Here is a 22,567-nt window from a genome sequence, read left to right as displayed (position 1 = left end):
ATCAGTCGATCATCGGTCGTCGAACCGGTTCGCGTGAAGTGAAGGTAGGAGCAACCCGACCGGGTGTCAACGCTTCCTGCCGGATTTCTCGTAACGCCCTGGAAACGCTGATGTGCGGATGCATGATGACGGGCTCGCCCGGATATGTGCCCGCCCGGCGATTCTGGTCAAGGGTATTGCTGACCTGTTCCCCCGGTGTTAACTTCCGTCGAACCGGTTCGAGGAGCGGGTGGAGCACCCCGCCACCCCTCGGCCGGACACGACCTGGCGGACCCTTCCACGCCGCATCCCGTCCGCGCAGGACAGTGCGCACCACCAGCGGACCCTGGTGCCCGCACACCACCACCCCGTCGCGCCAGGGCACCACCAGCCCCTGCCGCACCCCCGCCGCCCTCCCCCTTACCCGGGCGGCATCCCGCGACCTCCGGCACGCCACGCCCCCTGGGACAGCGGCTGCCGAGGCCCGCCGGGCCCAACGGGCCCGGTCACCACCCACCCCCTCGGGAGACCCCGTGCGCAAGTCCCCTGCCCCCGTTCCGCCCAGCGGCGACAGCCGGCCCGGTTCCCCCGCGGGCCGCCGCCCGCGCAGGACCACCGCGCTCGCCGCGCTGCTCGCCTCGGTGGCGGCCGTCGCGGTGCTGCCCGGCACGACGGCCCACGCGGCCGACACCGCCGTGACCGTCGACTTCGCCACCACAAGCGGCGCCCCCACCTACCGTGCCTCCGGCACCATCTACGGGATGACGCCGGACGCCACGGCACCGCAGGACCACTTCTACACCGACATCAAGTGGAACCTCATGCGGGCCGGCGGCGCGCAGCTCAACAGCGGCGGCTATGCCACCAGCCTTGCCGACTACCAGACCCGCTGGGCCTCCACCCTGGCCCAGTACAAGCGGACCGTCGCCCTCGGCGGCACCTTCGTCCTCCTCCCGCACGACCTGTGGGGCGCCGACGGCAACACCGTCCAGGGCTGGCCCGGCGACAACGGGGACTGGACGCAGTTCGACGCCTTCCTCACCCAGCTCATCAGTGACGTCAAGGCCAACAACATGACCGTCCAGTGGGACCTGTGGAACGAGCCGGACGGCAGCAACTTCTGGGCTCCGTCGCAGAGCCGGTACCTGGAGATGTGGGCGCGGTTCCACGCCCGTGTGCGCGCGGCCTTCCCGTCCCAGCTGATCGTGGGCCCGAGCATCTCGAAGACGCCGAGCGTGTCCGGCAGCTGGTGGACCACGTATCTGGCCTACGTCAAGGCGAACAACGTCGCCCCCGACATCTACAGCTGGCACGACCTCTCCGGCGACCCGGTCGCCGACGCCGCAGTCGCCGACTCCACCCTCGCCGCGGCCGGCCTGACCAACACCCGCCCGTACCAGGTCAACGAGTACGGTCTCCCCGGCGAGCAGAACCCCGGCGGTGGCAGCTGGTACATCTCACGGCTGGAGCACGCGGGAATCGACGGCCTGCGCGCCAACTGGGGCGGGGGCACCAACCTGCACGACTACCAGGCGGCCCTCCTCACCAAGAACAGCGTCGGCCAGTACCTGCCGCTCGGCGAGTGGTTCGCGTACCGCTACTACGGCTCGCAGACCGGCAGCACCGTCAAGGTCACCCCCGGCACCAACACCGACGGCTACGCCACGAAGGACAACACCGCCAAGAACGCGAAAATCCTGCTCGGCAGCAACGGCAACACCGGCACCGTCACCGTCAACCTCACCGGCCTCGGCACCACCTCGGTCGTGGAGAGCGGCCAGGTCCGGGCCGTCGTCCAGCGCAACCCCTACGACAACGGCAACGCCGTCAGCGGACCCACCACCGTCTCCGACACCACCCTGACGGTCAGCGGCAACGCCGCCTCCCTCACCGTCCCGTGGACGAACGCCAAGGACGCCTACACCGTCACCCTGCTCCCGCCGTCCAACACCACGATCTCCACGATCGCCATCAGCCCCAACAGCCGCCAGTGCCTGGACGACACAGGCCTGTCCACGGCCAACGGTACGCAGTACCAGCAGTACTACTGTGAGGGCGGCTACCAGCAGATGTTCGACTTCAAGCCGGTCGCCGGCCTGGCGAACACCTACACGGTCGTCAACGAACTCAGCGGCAAGTGCCTCGATGTCTCCGCCTTCTCCACCGCAGACGGCGCCGCCGTCCAGCAGTGGACCTGCCACGGCGGGACCAACCAGCAGTTCACCCTCAACCCCGTCAGCACAGGCAGCCACGACTACCAGATGGTCTCTGTGAACAGCGGAAAATGCGTCGACGTCTCCAACATATCCACCACCGCACGCGCCCTGATCCACCAGTGGACCTGTGACTCCGCGAGCGCCCTCACCACCAAGAAGAACCAGATCTGGACCCTCCTCGGCAAGAGCTGACCCGTCCCCTCCTTCCCTACGGGGCTCCTGTCATGGCGGCAGGAGCCCCGTAGGCCGACGCGCGTCGTAGTCACACCTGAGCCGTCGGCACTGACGGCCAAGTTCCTCCCGCTCCTCGGGGTGGGCGGTCCGAACACCACCCGCCCGCGGTACGCGTAGCGGAATACCCCGGTACCCGTAGAAATACGTGTCGTCTCCGTGAAGCCCCGGGCCACGCTTGTGCCGCGTCACCTCGCGGCGGCCCGCATCGGCAGCGGCAGCTTGAGCAGTGCCCGCCAGGCACTCAGCCACGAGGTCAGCTGCCCGGTCCGGCGCCTCTGGCGCGCTTCCCCCTCACATCCGCGGAAGCGGGCAGCGGACGCCATCCGGCACATCTCGCAGCTGGAGAAGACAAGAGCCATGACGGACCACTCATCACCGAGGTCTGCGCACATGTCTCACCCGACCGAGGCACTTGGCCCGGCTCGCGGCGGGCAGCTGGTCGTCGCCGCGACGAAACCGAGTGGCGCTCCGTTCTCCCACAACGAGCGGACATGCGCCGCGTCCACTCGGTAACGCCCTCGGAGCGAGCGTTATGCACAATTTTCACCCGGAGGAATGGTTGCATCAGAGACGTTGACAGCCAAGTTGGGGTGCTCGTAGCTTTACCCCACGCGAACCGGTTCGACAACTGGCCAGGCCGCCGTCGTGTCCCGGTGCGGGGCCGGATCGCGGAATGTCGCGTCCTGCGCCCTGAGTGGCGAGCGACCTTCGCCGGAGGAGATAGGGCGCAGGATCCAGCAGGCGCCGCTTTCGCCGACGCGGTCAACCTGCGGGCGGTGCCCGTCGGCCCAGCGGTAAGTGAGTTCGTTGTTCTGGTCTGGCCTCGCCATGGACAGATCGTTTGGACAAGTACGCGGAGGTAGTGCATCCATGGGGCGTCCCGAGAGACCTGTGGACCCCGAAGCCGGTCCCGTTCAGCGGCTCGCCCATGAGCTGCGGGAGCTGCGCAGGGCCGGCGGGAGCCCGTCCTACCGGGACATGGCCCGGACGGCGGGTTTCGCGGTGACAACGCTGTCGCAGGCCGCGGCGGGTGAGCGGCTGCCGTCCCTCGCGGTCGTGCGGGGGTACGTACGGGCCTGTGGCGGGGATCCGGCCGAATGGGAGGTGCGCTGGAAGGAGGTCCAGGCGCAGACGGCCGCGATGGAGTGCGTGGACGGTGAGGAGGCTTCTCCTCCCTACCGGGGGCTGGCCCGGTTCGAGCCGCATGACCACGGACTGTACTTCGGCAGGGAACGGCTTGTCGGGGAGTTGGCCGAGCTGGTGTGCGGGCATCGGTTCGCGGCGGTGTTCGGGGCCTCCGGCAGCGGTAAGTCCTCGCTGCTGCGGGCCGGGCTGATCCCCCGTCTGCGCAAGGAGATCGCGGACCGGGGCCGCCCGGCGGTGCTACGGGTGCTCACTCCTGGGGACCGGCCCGCCACGACGTACGGGCATCTTCTGGCCCCTGCGGAGGGTGAGCCGGAGAGCTGGGTGCTGTTCGACCAGTTCGAGGAGGTCTTCACCCTCTGTCGGGACAGGGCTGAGCGGTCCCGTTTCATCGATCTGCTGCTCGCCGCCCGCGATCCGCGCAGCCCGCTGCGCGTACTCATCGTTGTACGGGCCGACTTCTACTCGCGGTGCGGTGAGCATCGAGAGCTGGCGGAGGCGCTCCACGGTGCCGGGCTGCTGGTCGGGCCAATGACCGCGGAGGAGTTGCGGGAGGCGGTGACGAGGCCGGCGCAGGCGGTGGGGCTTCTGGTGGAACGGGAGTTGACCGCGCGGATCGTCGAGGAGGTTCTCGACGAGCCCGGCGGATTGCCGATGCTCTCGCACGCCATGCTGGAAACCTGGAAGCGGCGCCGGGGCCGGATGCTGACCCTCGCCTCGTACGAGGCTGCGGGTGGGGTGCGCGGTGCGATCGCGGCGAGTGCCGAGCGGGTGTACGAGGAGCTGACCCCGGACCAGGCGTGCGCGGCCCGCCAGCTGTTGCTGCGGCTGGTCGAGCCCGGACGCGGCGCTCCGGACACCCGGCGCCCGTTGACCGTGGCCGAACGGGACGAGTGGGTGGGCCCGGACGTGCCGGTGGTGGTCGAGCGGCTCGCCCGCGCCCGCCTGCTGACGGTCGACGAGGAAGGCGTCCACCTCGCCCATGAGGCTCTGATGACCTGCTGGCCCCGGCTGCAGGGCTGGATACAGCAAGATCGTGAGCGGCTGCGTCACCACAGGGCGCTGACCGAAGCGGCCCGCGCCTGGCTGGAGCACGACCGCGACCCCGGCGCGCTGTACCGGGGGAGCCGGCTGACGCTTGCGGAGGAACTGTTCCCCGATCCCGTGCGGGACCACACCTTGACCCTGGTGGAACGGGAGTTCCTCCTCGCCGCCTTCGCGGCTCGGGAGGCGGAACGCCGGGCCGCTGTCCGCTCCGCCCATCGGGCGCGCTCGCTGACGGCCGCTGTGTCGGCCTTCCTGGCGGTGGCGCTGATCGCGGGCTTCGTGGCCTGGCAGCAGCACAGGGACAATCAACGCCAGACCACCGACACCGTGGCCCGCCGGGTCGCCGAGATCGCCGAATCCCTGCGCACCACGGATCCCCGCACCGCGCAACTGCTCGGCGTCGCGGCCTGGCGCATCGCACCGCTGCCCGAGTCCCGGCGGGCTCTGATCGGCGCGCTCGCCCAGCCCGAGACCGACTCCTTCACCGACTCGGCGGCGGGGAACGGCTCATCGCGCTTCCTCGTCGACTCGGGCCGGACGCTGCTCAGCGCCGAAGGGCGGACCTGGCGGACCTGGGACGTGGCCGACCACCGCCAGAGCGCCCAGGGTCGGCTGCCGGACGGTGAGGTGTTCTCGGCCGGACCGGACGGCCGGATGCTCGCCATCTCCGGGGAGCACGGCATGCGGCTGTGGGACCGGCGCACCGGCCGGTGGTCCGGGCCTCCGCTGCGGGCGGACGACGCCGTGGATCTGGACGCAAGTGGACGCGGCTACCTGACCACGAGCCTGGGCGATGACCGGGTGGAACTGCGAGCCGTCACGGACGGTCGGCTGCTGTTCGAGACCCGCGCGGGTGACCGGGCGAACGTGGCCGCGAGCGCCGACGAGCATCTGGTGGCCGTCTGCCCCACCGGCCAGGCTCCCCAGGTCTGGGACGTAGCCGGTCACCGGAGGCTGTCCGGTGGCTGGGACCGCTCCGGCGCCAGTTGCGACGACCGGAACTCGGCGATGGTCTTCGGCGGCGGTGGCCGGCTCGCCGTCGTCTCGGACCATGAGGTCCGCGTCTGGGACACCACTTCGGGACGCCAGGTGGCCGACCTCGACGTCCCGGGCGTGTTGTACGCCGCGTTCAACAAGGACGGCAGCTTCCTGGCGACCGCCGACGGCGACGAGATCAGCGCCTGGCGGCTCTCGTCGCCGGCCGAACCGGTCTTCCGCCACCCCCTGGACAACCAGGATTTGTACGGCGGTCTCGCCTGGGATCCCGCCCGTCCCCTCCTGCGCTACCTCGAAGCGGGCACCACCCACACCCTGGACCTCACATCGGCCGTCACCTCCGCCTGGAACGACGAGCCGGTGGATGCCGTGCTCCTCAGCCCGGACGGCCGCACGCTCGCGACCGCCGAGCGTTCCGGCAGCGCCTACCGCTTCCAACTGCGCGACACCCGTGACGGACACGTGGTGCGGACGCTGCCGTCCCCACCCCCACCCCCTCCTGCCCCGGGCGACCCCGCCGATGCGGTCGCCGCGCAGGGCACCAAGGCCCTGATGGCGTTCAGTCCCGAAGGCACCTCGCTCGCGTACGGTGTCTCAGGCCCCGGCCAGGGCGCGGCCTCTCAGCGCCTCACCCTCTGGGACCTGACGCGCCGTCGCACACGGACCACGCTGGACCTCACGGAGCCCTCGCCCGACGCTTCGGTGGCCACAGTGGCCCTGGGCCCCGGCGGCCGGGACCTGTACGCGGTCCGCCTGTCCGATGGCGACGGGCTGAACGACGAGGTGTGGGACGTCGCACGCCGTCGCCGCACCGCCGTGTTTCCAGGGTCGACCGATCTCGGGCTGGCCGTCCGCCCTGACGGACGGCTGCTTCTGCGCGGAGACCGCGCGGTCCGTCTGCCGTCCGGGAGCCTCACCCTGCACAACCTTGTCGGGGGTGACCGGGTCGCTGATCTCGCCTTCGCTCCCGACGGCTCCCGGCTGGCGGCAGGCGACGTGTCCGGGCGGGTTACGTTGTGGGACGGCGATCTCGAACACCGGGCAGGTGTGCTGCGCAACGTCTTCCCCACCGCGGCGGGCGACATGGTCGAGCAGATGAGCGCCCTGGCGCTGAGCCCGGACGGCCGCACCCTGGCCGTCGGAGGTGACGCGGGCACGCTCCAACTGTGGGACCTCGGCACCCGGCAGCCCTTGGGCGGCCCACTGAGCACTCCCGGCGAGAAGATTGGCTCCCTTGCCTTCAGCCCCGACAGCACAACGCTCTACGCGGCCGGTCCCCATGCCCTGCTCCAGCGCTACCCGGTCGATCCCACCCGGGCCGTCACCCGGGTCTGCGCCCGTGCGGGCGGCGCCACGTTGACGAGGGCCCAGTGGCGGTTGTACGCGTCCGAGGTGCCGTACCGCCGGGTGTGTGGCGGCTGACCGGATCCGCACACCGCTGGTCTCGCGCACACGGGCCGCTGCCCGGGTCAGGCGATGGCGGCCTTCTGCCGGCCACCGTTCTTGGCGGTGCCCGGGATGTACCAGAGCCGCTGCTTCCAGTTCGGGACCGAGTTCCCGACCTCCCAGTGGAGCTCGAAGGTCCGGTTGGTCTCCCACCACATGTCCGTGAGGTCGTAGCAGCTGTACGGCTTGACGGGCCGGGGCGTGGAGGTGGCCCAGTCGTGGTACTGGTTGTAGCCGACGATGTAGAACTTCTGGTTCGCCGGACGCTTGTTGCAGATCTGCAGCCGCACCGAATCGACGCTCTTGGCGGAAGAGGCGGATCACTGAACGGTCACCGTGCTTTCGGGTAGAGGGAGTTGGCTGCGGGACTCAAGCCAGCATGCCCTTGGCCCGTAGCCACGCCGTGGCGGCCTGGTCGGGGCTCTGGCCGTTGGTGACGGCCGAGGCGAGGAGGGCGAGCTGGCCGGTGGTGAGGGTGGTGTCCAGCCGGGCCAGTGCGGTGCGGGTGGCCTTGCCCGCGTAGTCGGAGCCGATCAGGGGGAACACGTGGTCCGGTGGGATGACCCCCTTGGGGTCGGTCAGCACCACCAGACCGTCGCGGGCGATCGCCGGATCCGTGCCGCGCAGGACCTGGAGGTCCGCCGGGCCGGACGTGCCCACCGGGGTGAGCGGGACGCCGTACGCCGCGCTCAGCGTGCCCGCCGATGGTGCCTGGGACGCCCCGGCAGCCGGGCCGCCCAGGGTGAAGCGGCGGTGCGTGTCGGCCAGATCGGCGAGGCTGCGCAGGTCATGGTGCCGGGCGGTGGCCCGGCTGACGGCGATGACCGGGCCGTGCTGCGCGGCGGCGGGCGGCAGCGCGGTGATGCCCACGGGCAGCACCATGCTCAGCGTTCCCCCGATGTCCCCCGGGATGCTGCTGGTGCTGCCCAGGGCGCGCAACAAGGTGGTCTCGTACGCGGGGGCCAGGGTGAGCCGACCGGTGACGACGGCCTTGGCGGTGTCAGCTGGGCTCGCGTAGGAGGAGCGCGCCAACGTGACCTGTTCACCGGCGTCGGTCAGCAGTTTCTCGTACAGGGCGGCGACGACACGGCTCTCGGGTGAGTGGTCGGCGCCGAGCGTGATCGGTCCCTGGCCGGGGTCGCCTCCGCTGGCGTAGGTCCCCTGCTGCTGTTGCCCGTGCCCGCAGCCCGAGAGCAGCAGTACGGCCGTCACGGCCGCCGGCACCACCCAGGCCCGGCACCGGGCAGTCCTGTGTGCGGTCATGTCTGTTCCCTCAGGAGGCCCGCCGCCTGCCCCGGCCCGGAGGGGGGCCGGCGCAGACGGCGGGAGGAGGTGGTTGCTCAGCGGCAGTGGGACGAGCGCTCGGCGGAGGTCATCACGCGGTCGTCGGGGGCGACGAATCCGGTCTTCCCGGTGGGACCGGACTCCTTGTAGTTGTTGATGTACCAGATGTAGTGGCCGTAGAAGCGCTTGCCGAAGTGGATTTCCCACCAGCCCGTGGCCTGCTGCTTGGCGGTGCCGCGCTTGATCCATCCGACGTCGCCCGGCGAGACGTTGATCGTGGTCGTCTGACCCGTCGTGTGCGAGGTCAGCCAGGTGTGGGTGTAGGTGGTTTCTATCTCGATCTTGAAGATCTTCTCGATCTCCATGCTCGCGCCGAGACTGACGCCGACGGAGTTGGTGGAGCCGGTCGTGTCCGTCCAGTTGACCGTGGTCGTATTGACGTTTCTGCCGCAGTTGTAGAGCAGGTCGCCAACCGTGTGGATCGGGCCGATGTAGCTGGTGTAGCTCTGGGGGTGGAACTCGCAGACGTCGGTCTCATGGTTGTTGCATGCCTGCAGCAGCCGGGCGGGGCCCGGATCGGTGTCCGCCGAGGCGCTGGGGGCGGCGATCAGCGAAGCCCCGAGGGTGAGAACTGCGATGGTCCCGGCCGCTCGGCCCTTGATGGATCTGTTCTTCAGACGCGTGAATGCCATTGGCTGGTGGTCCTCCTGGGTGGGTCCCGTCCAGCCCCGGCCCCGGCAGCGTTGCGCGACGACGGGCTGGAAGGTCGAGGACCAGCTGTCGAAGCCGACGCTGAGCGCCCGCAACGCAAACCCGCTGGTCAGTAACGAGTCTTGGCGCGGGGAAGTTGTTCATCAACCCGGATCTTGAGGCCGAACAACTTGATGCGTCGGCCTCAAGGCCGGAAGTACAGGTTCTCGACGCCGACTTCGGACCTCAGCCGTACAGCCGTAGACCCTCCAGCAGCTATCAAGCGGCGGTCTGGAGGGCCGGGTCGGCCGGTGCCGGATGCTGCCCCGGGCGCGTCTCCAGCGGAAACCATCCGGGTGCAGCAACGCCGACGACCAGGAGGAATCGAGGTCGACGCCGCGGTCGCGGGGCAGAGGCTCGGCCAGTGCCGGAAGAGTCTGGACGACACCTTGGGCCGCGGTCTCGTCCAGGGCCTCGAACCCTGCATCGAGGAATCGGTGCACCGGATCCCGGGACCGTAACTGCCGTCGTACGCGGAGACTTGGGCCGGTGATGGCTCCACCAATAGCGGCTTCATCACCATGGCAACCCCTCCCATCAGGTCGCCCACCCAAGCCACACCACACACTGTCAAGATCACTCAGCGCGCCGCACCGCCACTGGTGGGGGTCATCTCATCGTGTCTGCCGTGCGTACGGTGCGACGGTGATCTTGTCGACCAGGGGCGCGTAGCGGGAGCGCAGCAGTACCCCGGGGAAGGTGTCCGAGGCGTAGCTGGTGCCGTCGAAGTTCGGCAGCTCCTCGGACCGGAAGGTGATCGTGTTCTTCCCCTTCTTCAGCTGGACGGGGACGGTCAGCTCCCAGAAGTTGTTCTGGTGGAAGCTGTGCGGGAAGCCGACCCGCCGGGTCTCGCCGCCGTTGACGATCAGGTCGGCGTATCGGGCGAGCGGGTCAGGGTTGTAGTGGGTTGCCTCGGCCTGCTCCGGATTGGAGTAGCGGATGCGCAGCGCGTACAGGCCTGCCCGATCGGCGGCGACGGTGAACGTCGCGGTGTTGTCGTTGCCCGGGGCGCCACCGATGCCGGTGATCGCGGTTCCGCCGGTGGCCAGGCTGAGCGGGGTGAGCGCGGCCGAGCCCGCGAGCTTCGCGTCCGTCGCCTCGTACGTACGCGTCGGGAGCGCGCCCTGCGTCGGCGTGACCGTGAGACGGTCGACGAGGGTGGTGGACGAACCTCCGGTCAGCGTCACCTTGTTGACGCCGCCCGACAGGGAGACCGCCACGCGGCTCCCGCCTTTGGCTAGGCGCAGGACGTCGTGCCCGTTCACGGACAGCCGGGCGCCCGTGCCGCCGAGGGTGTCGACGTCGAGTGTCGCCTCGCGGTCAGCAGGTGAGTACACCCAGAACGTCGCCGTCTGGCCCTTCGCGAGCCGGGCCGCTCCCGAGCCGGTGGCGGGGGCCTTGGTGTGCTTCGGCAGGTCGTGGACGGGCCGTGCCCCGCCGTCCAGCCAGGCCAGTTCGCCCTCGTAGACCTGGGTTTCGGCCGAGGCGCGGGGGAGGGAGAGGGTGAGGCGGTCGACGATGGCGTCGCCCTTGGTGACGCGCTTGCCGTCGAGGCTCCTGGCGGAGAGCGTCAGGGTGTGCTTGCCCTTGGTGAGCTTCACCTTGGTGTCGGTGTGGTCCCACACCACCCACTTGTAGCCGAGCGGCAGGTTGAGCTCCTGTTCGCTGTCCGCCGCGCCGTCCACGCGCAGGAAGACATTCGTGGGGCCCTGCTCCTTCACGTTGTCATAGGTGTTGAGGGAGTTGGCGAAGACGCTCAGGTCGTAGGTGCCGTCCTCGGGCACGTCCACCGTGAAGTCGAGTGTCATGTCCGAGCCGGTGCGCAGACCGCCCACGCTGTAGCCGCCGGAGGTGTAGAACTTCGACACGTCACGGGGCGAGCCTTCCGGCCCGTTCTTCGTGTAGCCGGACCCGGTGTGGGCGGCGTCCTCCGCCTCGTACGAGTCTTGCCAGACGGTCGACGCGGACTGCGTGCCCTTCGCCTGCCCGGCCGGGCTGAGGACGATCTCGTACGCGGAGGACTCCTTCAGCGCCGGCAGTGAACCGCTGCCGAAGTCGACGGATACAGTGCCGTCGTCCCCCACCTTCAGGTCCGTCTCGGTGAGCAGCTTCGGCCCGGAGGAGTCCCCGACCTGCCCGCTCCACTCGATCTCCCGCACCCAGGCGTGCACGCGCTTGCCGAACACCTTCTTCGGGACGCCCGAGAAGGTGATGTGGCCCTTCCCGGTGGAGCCGCCGAAGATCAGCCGGGCCTGCTTCTTCTTCTCGTCGAGGGTGGCGACGCCCTGCATGGTGTAGTTCTCGCCGGGGAACGGCGGGGTCACCGTGACGGTGTGTCCGCTCATCGAGGCGTACGAGTTCAGCAGCCACCACTGGCCGTTGCCGCGGTTGGACTGCACCGCGGAGTCGGAGAGATTGCCGTCGATGTTCCAGTAGGCGATGTCGGCGTCCACCTTGGACTCCTCGATCGCGGACACCCACTGGATCATCTGGCCGGGGACGGAGGTGTGGTAGTTGAAGGCGTACTCGTTGATGTTGATGGGGAGTTGGGTGCCCTCGCGGCTGGTGCCCTTGAACAGCTCCTTTTCCCACCCCCGGTACTTGGCGACGTTCTCGCGCACCGCCTCCGGGTGGCTGAGCTCGTGCCAGGTGATCACCTGTGGGAGGGTTCCGGCGGCCAGGGTGTGGGTGAGGAAGCCCTTCACCTGGTCGTACAGAATGCTGGTGTTGGGGCCGGAGATCCGGGCGTCGGGCATCTTGCTCTTGATGAGCTTGTAGGCGTCGTCCCAGGCGGCGAGGAAGTTGTCGGGGTCGTTGAGCCAGCTGACGCCGTTGTAGCTCCACTCGCCGGTGCCGAACATGTTGCCCTCGGGCTCGTTGAACGGCACGAAGACGACGTTGTCCTGGTACTCCTCCGGCAGCTTCAGCACCTGGTCGACCTGCTTGGCGATCTTCTCCTCGTAGAGCTTGACCTTCTCCGCGGGGGTGTCGCCCGGCCACTGGTAGGGGAAGCCGCGGTGGATGTCGGTCATATAGATGTACACGTCGCCGTCGGTGGAGTCGGCCAGCGGCTTGACCACCTCCAGCGCGTCGGCACCGGGGTGCTGGGGGCCGTCCTGGGCCTTGGTGGAGACGGTCCGCAGGCCCATGCCCTCGATGAGGTTGTTGGTGGGGACGTCCGGCCCGTACACGCCATAGAGGGTGCCCGAGGCGCCGCCGTGGAACGTGCCGGTGTCCGAGCCGAGATCGACGGTGAGCTGGCCTTCACGGACCACGGTGACGGTTGCCTTCACCTCGCGTCCGGCGGCGTTCCCGGCGACGGTGAACGTCCCCGGTTCGGCGTACTCGTCGGCCGGTACGGCGTCCCAGGTGATCGGGGTGTCGCGGTCGTAGCCGTCCGAGAAGGTGGAGCGGACGGCGGCGGGGAGAGACGGGGCGGTCCCGGTCGTGGTGCGGGCCTCGAAGGACGTCTGTGCGAGGTCCTGGAGGGTGGGCAGGTCCCCGACCGTGCCGGCCACCTGCTCGGAGCTGAGCGCCGAGTGCCACACGGTGAAGTCGTCGATGGCGCCCTTGAGCAGGGGATCCGGCCAGAAGGACTTGCCGATGTAACCGGCCGCCGTGGCGGAACTGTCCAGCAGGTCCTTGGCCTTGATGCCGGTCTTGGCAGAGGAGACCGCCACGCCGTCGAGGTAGGTGGTGAGCCGGCCGGCGGAGGTGTCGAGGGTGACCGTGACGGTCTTCCAGGCGTCCGCCGGGAGCATCGCGTACCCGTCCACCTGTGTTTCCGCACCCCCGCCCGCGGTCGTGACAGCGGTGCGCAACAGGCCGTTGCCGGCGTAGGGGGTGGCGAAGAGGTACTTGGTGGTGTTCGTGCCCAGGTCGAAGATCCGCTGCCAGGACGACTTGTCGCCGCTCCACTTCACGCGGGCGGAGACCGTCAGATCGTCGGTGTCGGCGAGCACTTCGCGGGGCAGGCGGACGTACGCCCCGCTGGAGGTGGATGCTCCGCCGGGCAGGGCCAGCGCCCTGCCGCCGTCCGAGCCCTCGACGGACTCGGCGGTGGAGCCGTTCACCAGAGTCGCCGACAGGCCGTTGCCGGAGCTGTCGGTGATCTCGCCGGAGGAGGGATCGTCCTGGTCGAAGGTGTAGCGGGCGACGGGTTCGGGTGTGTCGGCCGCCTGTGCGGGGGCGGTGGGTGCGGTCAGCAGGCCCACGCCGAGAGCGACCGCCACGGCGGCCGGAACCAGGCGCCGGGCGGATCTGTCAGCGGATGGCATGGAAGTCGTCCTCAATCCTTGGGGGATGGCAAGTCGAACCGATTCGACTTCTCCTGTCTGAAGGCGGAGAACACTTCGAGGTGGCAGGCGTTACAACTCGCATTTCTATGTAGGGGAGTTGATGCCTGGGGAGCGATCGGGCGGCCCCTCTTCGTCGAACCGGTTCGGCGAAGCTAGCACCGGCTTGCCCGGCCAGCAATCCCTCCGACATCAGCTCTTTGCTGTTCCTTGGCGTATCGAAGAGGGAACACTCAGGGCTCTGGTGGCGATAAGTCGGGGTTTCCCTCAGTCGGCGTGAACGCGGGGGGCACTCTTGAAGACGCCGCCGAAGGCGAGGACGCCGGCGAGCCGTTCCTGCGGAGCCGAGGTCATCCCGACCGCGTGCAAGAAGCGTGTCACCGTGCCCTCGTGAGAGGCGACGTCCACGACGGACGACCGCCCGTCCACGAGTCCGACGCCTTCTGCGGGGTGGTCGTGGACGACACGGCCCCTTTCGATACGCGGGGCGCCAAGGTCAAAGCGGCGGACCGCCGCGCAATCACGGACCGGATCCCGTTCGGCCGGGTGTGTCGGGGGAACGAGCCGCTGCACGGGAGCAATGCCGAGTGCTCGCCGCCGACTTCGCCACTCCCAACCTGTCTCAGGGCTGCGCGGGTTCGCAAGGGGCCAACTGTGTCTCCCGGCGCCCGGGACCGGGGCGCGGTCGGGTTGCGCGCTCGCGCGGGAGCAGTCGTCCGCCTCATTCGGAGCCGTCTCTCTCAGCGTGTCGGCAGAGACTGCTCCACGGTCAGTCGGCGGAGTGCGAGGTGGGCGTAGAGGGCGGCGCCGTCGCAGAGGACGGCGTCGTCGAAGGCGGCGAGCGGTGAATGGTTGTAGGCGGCGCTGTCCGGGTCCGCGTCGGAGGGTGTGGCACCGAGGGCGACGAACGAGCCGGGTATCTCGTCGAGGACCCGGGAGAAGTCCTCCGCGCCCGGCTGCGGGTGCGCCGCCCAGGTGAAGCGCTCCTCGCCGTGCAGTTCGGCGACGGTGTCGGCGACGAACTCCGCCTCGGCGGCGTTGTTGACGGTGGCGGGGTAGCCGTCCTGGTAGTCGATTCCCGCCTCCACACCGTGGGCGTCCGCGACACCGCGCACCACCCGGACGATGCCGTCTCTGGCCCGAGCGCACGCGCTGGGGGAGAAGGAGCGGACGGTCGCTTCGAAACGCACCTCTTCGGGGATGATGTTGTGCTGGGTGCCGCCGTGCATCGAGCCGACGGTGACCACCACGGGGTCGTTGACGTCGAAGCAGCGGGTCACCAGGGTCTGCAGGGCGAGGACCATTTCGCAGGCGGCGGGGATCGGGTCGCGCGCCAGGTGTGGCATGGACCCGTGTCCGCCGGCGCCCCGAACGGTCACGTAGGCCGTGTCGGAAGCGGCCAGGATCGGACCGCGCCGGGTGGTGAACATCCCCTGCGGCAGCCCCGAACTCGTCACGTGCAGGGCGTACGCGGCGACCGGTCGTTGTCCGGCGGCCTCGAGCACTCCCTCGCGGAGCATGTGGCCTGCGCCGTCCTGGCCCTCTTCGCCGGGCTGGAACATGAACACCACGTTCCCGGCCAGCCGGTCGGTGTGCGCGGCCAGCAGCCGGGCCGAACCGGCGAGCATGGTCGTGTGCAGGTCGTGTCCGCACGCGTGCATCCGGTCGGCCGCCGCGGCGTACGGGAGACCGGTGCGCTCGGTGACGGGCAGCGCGTCCATGTCACCGCGCAGCAGCACGGTCGGGCCGGGCGCGTATCCTCGCAGCACCGCGGTGACCGAGCTCAGGCTCCTGCCGAGGGTGACTTCCAGCGGCAGCCCCGCGAGCGCTCGCAGGACCGTCTCCTGGGTACGTGGCAGGTCGAGGCCGATCTCGGGTTCGCGGTGCAGGCGGTGCCGCAGGTCGACGAGGTCGCCCTGTAGCGTGCGTGCGTCCTCACACAGAGACATCGTCGGCCTGCCTCCCGGTGGTGGTCGCGGCAAGCGGCGCGGTGGAACTCAGGTCGGCGACCAGTCCCGGGACACGTCTCATGGTGAAGAGGCCGGCCAGCGGCACCAGCAGGCAGATGGTGACGTAGTACGGAATGGCCGCGCCGGCGCCCCTGCCGTGCATCCACTCGGCCAGCAGGGGGAACGTACCGCCGAAGGCGGTCACCCCGACAGCGGCGACCAGCCCCGCGGCCATCGCCCGGACCTCTGTCGGGTACAGCATTCCGGCGAGGACGTTGCCGAGCGCCAGCAGGGGAGCGAGCAGGACACCGAGTGCCACGGCCACCACCTGGAACGGCAGCAGGCCGTACTGCATGGCGTACAGCAACGGCGGCAGGCACATCGGCTGAAGGGCGAGGCCGGTCCGCAGCACCCGCAGGGGGCCGAACCGGTCCGCCGCCAGGCCACCGGCCAGCATCGCGACCAGCACGAACACCAGGACGAGGGTCATGAACGAGGAGGCGTAGGCCTGCTCCGCCGCACCGATTCCGGCCGCGTACGTGGGCAGGTAGAGCAGGCAGAAGTAGAAGCTGACGGTGCTGCCGACGGTGAACAGGAGCTGGGTGAGCGCGGACCAGCGGTGGTCGCGCAGCGCGGCACGGATACCGGGGCGTGGGGCAGCCTCGGCCTTCACGCGCAGGAAGTCCTCGCTCTCCGGGGCGGACCGGCGGACCCACAGCGCGGCGAGGCCGACCAGGGCGGCCGCGCCGAAGCCCCAGCGCCAGCCGCCCTCGGCCAGGCCTTCCTTGCCGAGTACCGCGTACATGATCGCTACAACACCGAAGGCGAGCAGGGAACCGACCACGTTCCCGCTGTAGGAGACCGCGCTGAACAGGAACCGGCGCGTGGGCGGCGCGGTCTCGGTGACGTACGCGGCGACGGTCGGTGCCTCGCCGCCGTAAGCCAGGCCCTGCACCAGACGGAACACCACGACGAGGACACCCGCCCACACGCCGATCGTGCCTGACGACGGGGTCACCGCGAGACCCAGGCTGGCCGCGGAGATACCGGCCATCGCCACGACCAAGCCCGTCCGGCGCCCGCGGACGTCGCTGATCCTGCCGATCACGACGCTGCCCAGCGGCCGGGCGACGAAGCCGACGGCGAATCCCGCGTACGCCGCGAGCAGGGAGCCGGCGCCGGCGCCGCCGAAGAGTTCGGCCGCGAAGAACGGGACCAGAACCGCGTACATGCTCCAGTCGAAGGACTCGACCACCGAGCCCACTGTCGCCGCTGTGAGTTCTCGCCGTCTGCCCGTGGAAGCTGCTGTCCGGACCCTGGGATCTGTTGCCATGTGTGCCATGCCGTCACCTTTTGCGTGTGTTCCCGAATGACACGACAGAGGATGCGCAGGGGTGTGATTACACTCGCCGATGTGCAGGATTATGTTGTTGACAGGAGTCTGATGCGGGATTTCGTCGAACTGGACGAGCTGGAGCTGAAACTTGTCAACGCGCTGCAGATCAGTCCGCGTGCGTCCTGGACACTGATCGCCTCGGTGCTGGACATCGATCCGGCCACCGCTGCCCGTCGTTGGCAACGTCTCGTGAGGACCGGCCGGGCGTGGATCTCGGTGTATCCCGGGGCGGCCGGTGTCGGTGCGGTACTCGTGGTGTTCGTGGAGGTCGGGTGCGCGGCCGGAACCGCGGACGCCGTGGCGGAACGGCTCGCCGCCGACACACGGGTGGCCACCATCGAGCACATCACCGGCGGCAGCGACCTGTTGCTCACCGTTCTCGTCGGCGGACTCGCTGCCCTCTCCGAGTTCCTGGTCACGGACCTGGGGGTCATTCCCGGCGTGACCGGTACCCGCGCCCAGGTGGCCACGCGAATTGTCGCCGAGGCCGCCCGGTGGACCCTGCGGGCGCTGACGGCCGCCCAACGGCAGCGGATCCTGAGCGGCGGACCGCGGCCGGTCGAACAGACGCCCCGCCCCATCGGGTCCCGCGACCTACCGCTGCTGACCGCTCTGTCCGCCGACGGCCGTGCTTCCTACAGCCACCTCGCCGACGCCAGCGGACTGAGCATCAGCACCGTGCGCCGACGTCTCGACTCGCTGCTGGTCTCCAAGCGTGTGATCATCCGCTGCGAGGTGGCCCAGCCGTTGTCCGGCTGGCCGGTCGCCGCCTCGCTCTGGTGCCGGGTACCGCCTGCCCGGCACGACGCCGTCACCTCCCAGCTCGCGTCACTGCCGGAGACGCGGCAGTGCGTCGGAATCACCGGTGGCCGGGCGAACCTGCTGCTGACGGTGTGGCTGCGGTCGGTCGCCGACATGCAGGTGCTCCAGGCCGCGCTCGTCGAACGCATCACCGACCTGGAGGTTCTCCACACCGCGCTCGCACTGCGCCAGGTCAAGCGCATCGGGCGGGTTCTGGATCGACACGAGCACGCCCGTGAGACCGTTCCGCTCGACCTCTGGCCGCTCACGATCGGGGTGTGACCGGACCCCGCCGTCCTGGCGTCTTCACGCCGCCGCGCGGTCCTTCCTCGGGCCGACGGCATGCTGTGCGGAGCGAGTGTTCGGCTTCAGCTCCATAAGGGCGCGCTGGTCCTGCCGGCAGATTGACTCCAAGCCCCCCGCTGCCATCTGCGGCCTCGGTCCGCCAGGCCTGGCGGACCGGCTCGTCGGCCGGAGTGTGCCCAGGACCGGCGCGGTGCCCGCGAGCGTCCTGGAGTCAGTCTGCCGGACGCCCCGACACGGGAATCGCAGCGGTGTCCTCTGAGGCGATTCGGCTGATGCGCTCCGCCTCCAGCGCGCAGTACAGCTCGGCGGACGCGACGGGGTCCTGCAGTTCCCGGCCGGTGAGTTCCGTGACCTTGGCCAGGCGGTACCGGACGGTGTTCCGATGGCAGCACAGTGACCGCGCCGTCCCGCTCGCGGAGCCCTGTTCCCGGAACCAGGCGCGAAGAGTGTCCAGGAGCATGTCCCGCTCCCGGTCGGGGCGTTCCAGCAGCGGGCCGAGCACCGACCGCATGAGGTCGCGGGACATCTCGGGCTCGCCGGCGAGGAGTACCGCGATCGGTGACCGCTCGCAGCGCACCACCTGGCCCGGACCGGCCGTGGCCATCGCCAGACGAGCCTGGCGATGGGCCCGCGGCGCCTGTTCGAGGGTGGCGAACCGCTCGCTGACACCGACGCCCTCGGCCGCGATCGAGGAGAGGTGGCCGCAGAGACGCTCCATGGAAAAGGCGCCGGTGAGTCCCACGATCCCGACCTGGTGGGCCAGGTCGGTGCGCCACGCGGAGCCGACACCGGCCGCGGTGAGTGTCCGCTCGATGTCGGCGAGCGGACCGGCACCCGGAGTCGCTGCGGCCGCGACGACCACCAGCTGTCCGGCGCGGGGCAGCCCCAGGGTCTGCGCCAGTTCGCGCATTCCCGTGGCTCTGGTGACGTGCCCGGTCAGGACGGCCGCCAACGCACCTTCACGGCGCCGTGCGTCGAGGGCGTCCTGCAGGTGGTCGGCCTCTCGGTACCTCTCGGTGAGGGCCTGGGAGAAGTCGTCGATGATTCCCCACACCTGCGTGACGTACGCGAGCATCGCCTCCCGGGTGCCGGCGTCGTCGCCGGCCGCATCGACGAGCCTCTCCCACACGTAGGTGCCGCCCAGCCGGTAGGCCCGCAGGACCACTGACAGCGGCACGCCCTGTTCGGTACGCAGGCGCCCGGTCTCGCGCGGGGCGTCGAGACCGGGGCCGGGACGCCCTGCCAGCCTGGTGAGCATCGCGTCGATGTTGACGCGGTGGACGGCGGCGAGCTCGTCCCGGCCGAAGTTGTCGGCGTAGAAGGTCTCCTTCTCCATGATCAGCCGAGCCAGGCCGTCAGCCAGCTCGCCGGACCTCGCCAGGAGTACGTCACAGGCCGCGACGATCCGCGCGTCCGGCCGTGCCGGTGTGCTCCCACTGTCCGTGTCCTGCCCCGGACCCGCGTGTTTCCGCATGGCGGTATCCAAACCCTGATTGTGCATGCGCACAAGTCCGGACCTTTGTATTCCGTGCGGGCGAACGTTGCCGTCCAGGGGCGGCCCGCCGGACCATGGGCGGGACCAGTCGACCGGGAGGACGGTGAGCGTGAACATAGCCCTCAACCTGCGGCGATCCGCCGCACAGTACGCAGGGCGGACCGCCCTTCGCTTCGGCGCTTCCGCTCAGACGTACGAGGACCTGGAGCGGCTGAGCCGTCGCGCCGCGGGTCTTGTGCGTGCGCACGGAATCAGACCTGGCGACAGGGTCGGCCTGATGCTGCCCAATGTTCCGGAGTTCGCCGTCCTGTACTTCGGGATCCTCCGGGCCGGCGGGATCGTCGTACCGATGAACCCGCTCCTCAAGGAGGCGGAGGTCGCCCACTACCTGACGGACTCCGGAGCCCGGCTGCTCTTCGTCTGGGCCGGATTCCGGGAGGCGGCCGAAGCCGGGGTCAGGTTCTCGAGGGCGACGACGGTACTGGTCGACCCGGACGGGTTCCCCGGCGTGCTCGCCGGCTCACCGGAGACGGCGGAGGTCGCCGACCGCGGCGGCGACGACACCGCGGTGATCCTCTACACCTCCGGGACCACCGGTCGGCCCAAGGGAGCCGAACTCACCCACGCGGGTCTCGGCCGCAACATAGACATAGCCGTCGACCTGATGGCGATCGGGGCCGACGACGTGGTCTTCGGAGGACTGCCGCTGTTCCACGTCTTCGGACAGACGTGTTCCCTCAACGCGGCCGTGCGGGCAGGTGCCTGCCTGACGCTCCTGCCGCGCTTCGACCCGGCCGAGGCGTTCGAGGTACTGGTGCGGGACCGGGTCACCGTCTTCGCCGGCGTTCCGACGATGTACGTCGCCTTCCTCAACCACCCCGCCGCCACCGCGTACGACCTCTCCCGGCTCAGGGTGTGCGTCTCGGGCGGCGCGGCGATGCCGGTGGAGGTGATGACCCGGTTCGAGGACACCTTCGCGTGCGTGGTCCTGGAGGGCTACGGGCTGTCGGAGACCTCCCCGATCGCGTCGTTCAACCGGGCCGACGCCCGGCGCCCGGGCTCGATCGGAACCCCGGTCGACGGGGTGGAGTTCCGCCTCGTCGACGACGACGGGAAGGACGTGCTCCCGGGCGAGCGCGGTGAGATCGTCGTCCGTGGTCACAACGTCATGAAGGGATACTGGAACGATCCCTCGCAGACCCGGGCCGCCATCCGCGACGGCTGGTTCCACACCGGGGACATCGGGCGTCGCGACGAGGACGGCTTCCACTACGTGGTGGGCCGCAAGAAGGACATGATCATCCGTGGTGGCTACAACGTCTACCCGCGCGAGATCGAAGAGGTGCTCCACAGTCATCCGGCCGTCGGTGAGGCCGCCGTCGTCGGCGTCGCCCACCCGGTGCACGGCGAGGAGGTCATCGCCGTGGTGTCCCTGAGGCCGCACAGCACAGCCACGCCCGAGGAGTTGCGGACGTACGCGCGCGACCGCGTCGCCGCCTACAAATACCCCAGGGCCGTACGCATCGTGGACGAACTGCCCAAGGGGCCGACCGGCAAGATCCTCAAGCGCGAGATCAGAGCCCGGATGTGAGCGCGTGCCGACCGGGTGCACCGCGCCCGCTCCGTCCCGTCCCAAGGACGGGACCATCGGGGAACGGGTCTCCGCGCGTGCTCGCTCCGCCGCACGGCCTGGAGCGGGCCCGGCCCCGCTGACGGCTGGATCGTCCGGCGCGCCGGCGGCCGTGCCACGCCGGACAGGCCAATCCCAGTGATCGACAACCAGTCGGAGGAACGACGTTGACCCAGCACTCCCTCTCCCAGCCGCACCCCGGCAGCGCGGACGGGCCGCCCCGCTTCGACTGCCCCGCGGGAACGGTGATCGCCCGGCGTGACGGCGACCTGATCCGAGCGACCGGCATCCGGTACGCCGGCGCCGCCCGCTTCGAGCGCCCCTGCCCGGAACCGCCCGCCGCCGAACCCGTTCTCGCCATCACGCCGGCCCCGGCCTGTCCACAGCCCCCCGACCCGATCACCCAGCGCATCGTCGGCCCCTACCGGGCGGGCGTCGCCTACGACGAGCACTGCCAGCGGCTGTCCGTCACCCTGCCCGCCGACCTCGGACCCGACGAGCGGTTGCCCGTCATGGTCTGGATCCACGGCGGCGCCTACACCAACGGGGTCGCTGACACCCCGGCGTACGACCCGGCCGCCCTGGTGCGCGAGCAGCGGGTGATCGTGGTCGCGGTGACCTACCGGCTGGGCCTTTTCGGCTACCTGGGGCATGCCGATCGGCCCGCCAACCTCGGGCTGTACGACCAGATCGAGGCCCTGCGCTGGATCCAGCGCAACATCGAGTCCTTCGGCGGAGATCCCGGCAGCGTGACACTGTTCGGGGAGTCGGCGGGCGGCGACGCCGTGGCCCACCTCATGATCGCGGACGGCACTCGCGGACTCTTCCGCCGCGCGATCATCCAGAGCGCGCCGCTGGGCGTCTGGCGCGGCCGGGAGGCGATGACACGGGACATGGCCCGGGCAGCCGAGTCCCTGGACCTGACTCTCGACGCCGAGCAGGTCCTCGCCGCGCTCCCCGAGGTGGCGGCGCAGGCGGCACCGCACGGCCTGAAGGCCGCCATGGCCTTCAGCGTCCAGTACGGTCACGAGCCGCTGCCTCCCGAGAGCGAGGTCTACCAAGCCTGGACCGAGGCGGCCCGGGACATCGACGTGCTCATCGGCCGTACCAGCCGTGAAGCCGCCTTCTACGTGGACTCCCTGCCGCCGTTCGCCAAGCTGGTCAGGATCCCCTTCGCCGGGCGTCTCCTGCGGCCGGTCCTCGTCTCCCTTCTGACCTGGCTGGTCTTCGGCCGCGGCATGACCCGGCTCGTGCGAAGGATGAAGCGCGGCGGCGGCCGGATCCACCGCTACACGGTCACCTGGGGAGCGCGCGACAACCCTCTCAGGGCCGCCCACGCCGCCGATGTGCCGCTGCTGTTTCCCCACCGCGAAGCCTGGACCGGCGCAGCGCTTCTGGGCGGTCTGCCCATGGACCAGGTCGAGAGGGACGGCAGGCCGGTACGCGCCCTGTGGGCCGAGTTCGCCCGCACCGGCACGCTCCCGGACACCACTGTCCCCGGCGTCATCACCGTCCGCCGCGCATGACTGTCGGCCGCCGCCTTGAGTCCCGGCACCCCCAGGACCCCGCGCCGGGTGTCCCGTACGAGTTCCGCGCAGTC

At 70.1% G+C, this 22,567-nt stretch carries 12 protein-coding genes; 5 read left to right on the top strand and 7 right to left on the bottom strand.

All coding sequences use genetic code 11. The features are described from left to right. Positions 1 to 512: 512 nt before the first annotated feature. Both CW359_RS03390 and CW359_RS03385 read left to right on the top strand, forming a co-directional pair. Positions 513 to 2,387, top strand: a complete 1,875-nt coding sequence (locus CW359_RS03390) for an RICIN domain-containing protein (RefSeq protein ID WP_232838192.1) — start codon at positions 513 to 515, stop codon at positions 2,385 to 2,387. A 912-nt stretch (positions 2,388 to 3,299) separates the two neighbouring features. After that, entirely contained in the window at positions 3,300 to 7,037 is a 3,738-nt protein-coding gene (locus CW359_RS03385) for an nSTAND1 domain-containing NTPase (RefSeq protein WP_105968152.1), read from the top strand. A 47-nt stretch (positions 7,038 to 7,084) separates the two neighbouring features. Here CW359_RS03385 and CW359_RS03380 read toward each other — a convergent pair whose 3' ends face one another. From CW359_RS03380 to CW359_RS03355, 6 genes are all read right to left on the bottom strand, one after another. Further along, positions 7,085 to 7,351, bottom strand: coding sequence for a hypothetical protein (locus tag CW359_RS03380; RefSeq protein WP_105968151.1), 267 nt, complete (start codon positions 7,349 to 7,351; stop codon positions 7,085 to 7,087). Positions 7,352 to 7,430: 79 nt separating this feature from the next. Beyond that, positions 7,431 to 8,324, bottom strand: a complete 894-nt coding sequence (locus CW359_RS03375) for a glycine betaine ABC transporter substrate-binding protein (protein ID WP_105968150.1) — start codon at positions 8,322 to 8,324, stop codon at positions 7,431 to 7,433. A 77-nt stretch (positions 8,325 to 8,401) separates the two neighbouring features. Then, positions 8,402 to 9,037 carry a hypothetical protein gene (locus tag CW359_RS03370; protein WP_105968149.1) on the bottom strand — a complete coding sequence of 212 codons (636 nt, stop codon included), beginning with the start codon at positions 9,035 to 9,037 and terminating at the stop codon, positions 8,402 to 8,404. A gap of 672 nt (positions 9,038 to 9,709) precedes the next feature. Beyond that, a complete protein-coding gene (locus CW359_RS03365) occupies positions 9,710 to 13,372 on the bottom strand; it encodes a LamG-like jellyroll fold domain-containing protein (RefSeq protein WP_105968148.1) in 3,663 nt (1,220 codons plus the stop codon). A gap of 758 nt (positions 13,373 to 14,130) precedes the next feature. Continuing rightward, positions 14,131 to 15,339 (bottom strand): M20 metallopeptidase family protein, encoded by a 1,209-nt coding sequence (locus CW359_RS03360; protein ID WP_105968147.1) that lies wholly within the window; start codon positions 15,337 to 15,339, stop codon positions 14,131 to 14,133. After that, entirely contained in the window at positions 15,326 to 16,594 is a 1,269-nt protein-coding gene (locus CW359_RS03355; protein WP_157968476.1) for an MFS transporter, read from the bottom strand. Before CW359_RS03355 ends, CW359_RS03360 begins: the two co-directional genes overlap by 14 nt. Before the next feature lie 189 nt (positions 16,595 to 16,783). Between CW359_RS03355 and CW359_RS03350 the strand changes: the two genes are divergently transcribed. Then, on the top strand, positions 16,784 to 17,818 hold the full coding sequence (locus tag CW359_RS03350) for an Lrp/AsnC family transcriptional regulator (protein ID WP_198655052.1): 1,035 nt from the start codon (positions 16,784 to 16,786) through the stop codon (positions 17,816 to 17,818). A gap of 235 nt (positions 17,819 to 18,053) precedes the next feature. Here the strand turns inward: CW359_RS03350 and CW359_RS03345 are convergent, their stop codons facing one another. Then, positions 18,054 to 19,316 carry a PucR family transcriptional regulator gene (locus CW359_RS03345; RefSeq protein WP_198655051.1) on the bottom strand — a complete coding sequence of 421 codons (1,263 nt, stop codon included), beginning with the start codon at positions 19,314 to 19,316 and terminating at the stop codon, positions 18,054 to 18,056. Between the two features lie 25 nt (positions 19,317 to 19,341). Between CW359_RS03345 and CW359_RS03340 the strand changes: the two genes are divergently transcribed. Both CW359_RS03340 and CW359_RS03335 read left to right on the top strand, forming a co-directional pair. Continuing rightward, a complete protein-coding gene (locus tag CW359_RS03340; RefSeq protein ID WP_105968144.1) occupies positions 19,342 to 20,928 on the top strand; it encodes a long-chain-fatty-acid--CoA ligase in 1,587 nt (528 codons plus the stop codon). A 206-nt stretch (positions 20,929 to 21,134) separates the two neighbouring features. Beyond that, the gene (locus tag CW359_RS03335) at positions 21,135 to 22,493 is read left to right on the top strand and encodes a carboxylesterase family protein (protein WP_105968143.1); all 1,359 of its coding nucleotides are present in this window, start codon (positions 21,135 to 21,137) and stop codon (positions 22,491 to 22,493) included. Positions 22,494 to 22,567 lie beyond the last annotated feature (74 nt).

The sequence above is a fragment of the Streptomyces geranii genome (assembly GCF_002954775.1).
Classification (GTDB): Bacteria; Actinomycetota; Actinomycetes; order Streptomycetales; family Streptomycetaceae; genus Streptomyces; species Streptomyces geranii.
This window is presented reverse-complemented; position numbering and strand designations above follow the sequence as displayed.